Origin of the sequence: Faecalibacterium sp. DFI.5.82, assembly GCF_029076575.1 — a bacterium.
Taxonomy (GTDB): domain Bacteria; phylum Bacillota; class Clostridia; order Oscillospirales; family Ruminococcaceae; genus Faecalibacterium; species Faecalibacterium duncaniae.
Map to the genome: position 1 here is coordinate 1 of NZ_JARFIS010000444.1, position 314 is coordinate 314.

General features: G+C 62.4%; 1 pseudogene. It reads left to right on the plus strand.

Annotation, left to right across the window (positions count from 1 at the left end):
- Positions 1–314, plus strand: a pseudogene (locus tag P0G09_RS17350) (radical SAM protein); the annotation flags it as partial.

Consider the following 314-nt stretch of genomic DNA (forward strand, 5'->3'; position numbering starts at 1 on the left):
TCTGCCCATCGTCTGCAACACCGGCGGCTACGATACCGTGGAGAGCGTGCACGCCAGGCGCGGTTTCATCGACAACTGGCTGGCCGACCTGAAATATGTTTCCCCTGCCCTTTCGGCAGAGCTTTCCGCCGCGCCGGACTATTTTGCACAGGCCAGGCCCGCCATTGAAGCCATGATGTCTCAGGCCGGGCACACTGTTTTTGACAGCGAGGGCATCCTGCAGCGGGGCGTGATCCTGCGCCACCTTGCCCTGCCTGGCCATGTGGACGACAGCTTTGCCGTGCTCGATCAGATGGCGGCTTGGAACAAGGCCG